A 4,429-nucleotide genomic window follows, 5' to 3' on the forward strand; every position below is an offset into this window, starting at 1 on the left:
ATAGCAAAATTATAGATGATTTCCTGACCTAAGATCACATTTTATTCTTTTTTCCACTTCAATCTAAGAATTGAGAAAAAAGCAAAACCCTCCATCATACCATAAAAAAATTATGCAAGAGGTCTATTATCGGGCTTTGACCCCGGAAGAAGAATCGCAGTTGACCGCTGCTTTGCTAAAACAGGGTTGTAGGAATCCTAAAGCGATGAAATTTGATGTTGAGACTAACCTATTTGAAGCAGAAGATGCTGTGTGTGAGGGAGGAAGAAAGTATGATATTTACCTTGATAAAAACTTTAGGATTGTTTCAATGAAACCAGACTAAAAGATCAAATCCCTGAGAACCTTTTACTGGTCGCTGCGAAGATTACCGATCAGGTATAACAAAGCCATTCTGACAGCGACACCACTGGTAACTTGTTGGGAAATCAGACTAAAATCGGGATCGTCCATTAAATCGGAACTAATTTCCACTCCCCGATTCACAGGACCGGGATGAAGTACCTTCACCCCCGGTTGACAGGATTGCAAACGAGGACGAGTAATGCCAAAACTTTGATGATATTCCCGTAAACTGGGCAAAAGATTGGCAGTCATTCGTTCTCTTTGCAGTCGCAGGGTCATCACAAAATCGGCCTTTTCTAAAGCTGGTTCTAAATCCCAGTGGAGAAATAGGCGATCGCACAATTCCCCAAAATATTTCGGCAGTAGGGTGGGGGGTGCGGACAAATGTACTTCCGCCCCAGCCGTGGTTAAACTCCAGATATTGGAACGCGCCACACGAGAATGGAGTATATCCCCGACAATAGCGATTTTTTTGCCCTCTAACAATTCTAAACGGGGATTTTCCTCATCTAACAGACAACAGATCGTAAACAGGTCTAAAAGTCCCTGGGAGGGGTGTTCGTGTTGACCGTCCCCAGCATTAAGAATACTGACCCCCGACTGCAAACGATCCATTTCTGCGGCAATTAAATCGGGAACCCCCGACTGTTGATGTCGGATAACAAAAATATCCGTACCCATGGCCACATAGGTTAAAGCGGTATCGAGAATCGTTTCACCCTTAGTCAAACTGGAACTACCCGGGGCAAAATTGAGAACATCGGCCGAGAGACGTTTCGCAGCTAGTTCAAAACTACTACGGGTGCGGGTGGAAGGTTCAAAAAAAAGATTTGTCACCACTTGACCTTGTAGGGCCGGCACTTTCTTGGTACGTCGGGAAAGAACTTCACGAAAACTAGAGGCCGTTTGTAGCAGGGTTTGGTATTCTTCCGGTTGCCAGTCTTGCAATCCCAAAATGTGGTGTCGGAGCCAAGTGAAAGCCATAGGCGTTAAGGAGGCGGTAAAAACGGCAAATTTCGTCTATGCTATTGTAGGATTTCTTTGCATCAGGTTAATAAATAGGGTTTATGAGAATTAATTTTTCCTTCTGTCAGATCACTCTTGCGATCGCTTTATTTCTCAATCCCTTGCCGGCGATCATTGCCCAGACTGCCACCTCTGGGGAAATGGTATCACCGACCACGGGCATTAATTATACTCGCCTGAAAAATTTCCTCGCTCAACAAAATTGGCGGCAAGCTAACGATGAAACCCGTAATTTAATGCTGAAAGCAACCGGACGGGAATTACAGGGCTGGTTTAGCATGGAAGACCTGCAAAAATTGGCCTGTTGGGATCTGCAAAAGATGGATCAACTCTGGAAAGAAGCTTCCGGAGGTCGTTTTAGTTTCAGTACCCAATTTCGCATTTTTATCGAGACGGGTAATCGACCGGGGCGCCTAGTGGCGATCGAAAATTTTCAAACTTTTGGCGATCGCATCGGTTGGCGTAAAGATGGTGATTGGATTATTTTTAAAGAGAATCTTAACTATACCCTCAATGCACCCGTCGGTCATCTGCCGGCGCCCCGGGACGAATATCAGATCGCCGGTGGTCGCCTAGAATACACCACCCTCGCCCAAAGATTAGTTACCTGTAATATTGTTAGCTTAGGGCAAAGCAAACAATAGACCTCTTGTAAAAATCAAAAATTGTTGTTAGGGTTAGGAGTCAGTAGTCAGTAGTCAGTAGTCAGGAGAATTAAGTAAGAATGAATAATAATCAATTAAATGGTCTATTTACGGATTTTATGCCATTTAATCCTTATTTTTGCCGTTTTTGAACCCTCAAAAATTAATTATGCCAGAGGTTTAATAATCACGGCGATCAATTCTGTAGAGTAAAATTTAAGGAAAAGCTTCTCTCCTCATCTTCCCTTTTTTTCCGATTTACTAGCACTTTTTCCGCTAAAAACCCCTAAATTTAACAATGATTAAACGATCCGTTAACCTATCGAGAGCGATCGGTTCGTCGATCGCCGTTTCCCTAATTATCACCAGTTGCGCCCCCCAAACCCCCCAAGCCACTGGACCGGCGGCTGTTCCCGTCAAACTGCAAACCCTCGGCACCGACAAATTAGTGCAAAGTAGCGAATTTGTGGGTACTTTGATCGCCCAAGAGCGTGTTAGCGTCTCCCCTCAGATTACCGGTCGGATTCGGACTATTTTCGTTAAATCTGGCGATCAGGTAACTCAGGGACAAAAAATCGCCGAATTGGATCCCGAACAACAACAGCAACAGGTAAACGCCGGCATCGGCCAGGTAAATTCGGCCAAAGCGAACCTCAATGCGTCTGAGGCGGATTTAAGGCAAAGACAAGCGCAAGCGAGGGCAAATAAAGCCCAAATTGCCCAGAATCGGGCAAATGTGGCCAATGCGGAAGCTAATGTTAAAAGTCAGATCGCCACCTTGAGCGCCGCCGAAGCTGATTTACAGAGAGCGAGAGCTAATTTAGATTTAGCGGAAAAAAACCTAAAAAGAGCCGAATTTCTGGTCAAACAAGGCGCACAGCCCCAACAGGACTTAGATGATCGCCGCCGCGACATTCAGGCCGCCAAGGCAGAAGTAGAAGCCCGGTCTCAAAATCGTGATGCGGCCCGTCAACAGGTGACGGCGGCTAGAGCTACCTTACAGGCAAACAAAGAAGCATTAAATATCGCCATTGAAAACGAATTAGCCTCACAGCAACAGGTGGCGGCGGCAGCGGCAACAGTGAACAGTCGTCAAGCGGCGGTAGCCAGCACTGAGGGGCAATTAGGGGCGACGCGTCAGAATTTAGTTTTTAACACCATTACCGCCCCGATTGATGGTTTTGTCGGCGATTTTAATCAAAGAAAAGTCGGCGATATTATCTCCCTGGGTGAAGAATTAACCTCGTTGACTAACAATAAAACTTTGGAACTAAATGTGCAGATTCCCGTGGAATTACAACCGCGTCTGCGCGTCGGGCTGCCCGTGGAAATTATTAATCCCGATGGCAGTGCGGGGGTTCGCGGTCAAGTAACTTTTATTTCCCCCACAGTTTCCCAAGCTACCCAATCGGTTTTAGTGAAATTTTCCTTTACTAATGATGGCAGTCTTCGCAATAACCAATATGTGCGGGCGCGGGTAATTTGGGATCAAAAACCGGGGGTATTAATTCCCACCACGGCAGTGACTAGCATCGGGGCGCAAAATTTTGTTTTTGTGGCCGAAAAAGAAAAGGCTAAAGAAGGTCAAGAAAATGCCGAGGAGCGTTTACTGGTCAGACAAAAACCAATTCAAGTCGGCACAATTCAAGGGCAAGCTTATCAGGTTATTTCTGGAGTAAATGCTGGGGAAAGAATTGCTATTAATAATATTCTTTCTCTCCGAGATGGTACAGCTATAACTGTTAGTCAGCAGTAATTTTTATGAGTAATTCGATTACCGTTCGTCCCCTGTCAGCGCAACTAATTACCGCCGAGAGTTTCCGTCCCTACGGTCAATTAATAATCCCTAGTCATGATGGAAAACCGTTTGATGAAAGCGATGCACAACTGCATTTAAAAAACGGTGTGCCACGCTTTTATATTATGCGTTTACAGACTCGCGGACGTAAATTTAAGCGAATTACTCGTCATAGTCAATGTACCCAATGTCTTGGTTCTTTGGGGGGACAAGAGTGGTTTTTAGGAGTGGCCCCCCCTAGTCCTTATCCTCAACCGGATTTGGAAAAACTAAAGGTTTTTCGCATCCCCGGGGACTGTTTTATTAAATTAGAGGTGGGAACTTGGCACGCTGGCCCACTTTTTGATCAACCGGCGATCAATTTTTATAATCTCGAATTGAGCGATACTAATATTGTCGATCATTTTACCTATAATTTTGCCCAAGAGCAGTTAATAGAATTCGAGATTGTTGATTGAAAAAAATATTTTTTTTACCTAGTGGGACTTAGGCGTTTTCGGTCAGCAAAAAAGGCTCAAACCATTACGGGACAAAGGGTTAACCTCGATTTATGATTTTCCTTGATCTATCTGGGTTTCAGCGATTTTGGGCTTCTCGAAGTAAATCCCAAGCGGGG

4 protein-coding genes and 1 pseudogene are annotated in these 4,429 nt (G+C 44.8%); 4 read left to right on the forward strand and 1 reads right to left on the reverse strand.

Annotated elements, in window-relative coordinates; translation table 11 throughout:
* Positions 1-127 precede the first annotated feature (127 nt).
* Positions 128-325: pseudogene (locus IM500_RS06520) on the forward strand (hypothetical protein); the annotation flags it as partial.
* Positions 326-348: 23 nt separating this feature from the next.
* On the opposite strand, the gene IM500_RS06525 reads toward IM500_RS06520, so the two are convergent.
* Positions 349-1,329: an aspartate carbamoyltransferase catalytic subunit gene (locus IM500_RS06525; protein WP_190722268.1), complete on the reverse strand. Its 981-nt coding sequence runs from the start codon at positions 1,327-1,329 to the stop codon at positions 349-351.
* An 83-nt stretch (positions 1,330-1,412) separates the two neighbouring features.
* Between IM500_RS06525 and IM500_RS06530 the strand changes: the two genes are divergently transcribed.
* From IM500_RS06530 to IM500_RS06540, 3 genes are all read left to right on the forward strand, one after another.
* Positions 1,413-2,015 (forward strand): GUN4 domain-containing protein, encoded by a 603-nt coding sequence (locus IM500_RS06530; protein ID WP_287737997.1) that lies wholly within the window; start codon positions 1,413-1,415, stop codon positions 2,013-2,015.
* Positions 2,016-2,313: 298 nt separating this feature from the next.
* A complete protein-coding gene (locus IM500_RS06535) occupies positions 2,314-3,771 on the forward strand; it encodes an efflux RND transporter periplasmic adaptor subunit (protein ID WP_190722269.1) in 1,458 nt (485 codons plus the stop codon).
* Between the two features lie 5 nt (positions 3,772-3,776).
* Entirely contained in the window at positions 3,777-4,271 is a 495-nt protein-coding gene (locus IM500_RS06540; RefSeq protein WP_012266794.1) for an ureidoglycolate lyase, read from the forward strand.
* The last annotated feature ends 158 nt before the right edge of the window (positions 4,272-4,429 follow it).

Source organism: Microcystis sp. M179S2 (genome assembly GCF_020245805.1).
GTDB lineage: Bacteria > Cyanobacteriota > Cyanobacteriia > Cyanobacteriales > Microcystaceae > Microcystis > Microcystis aeruginosa.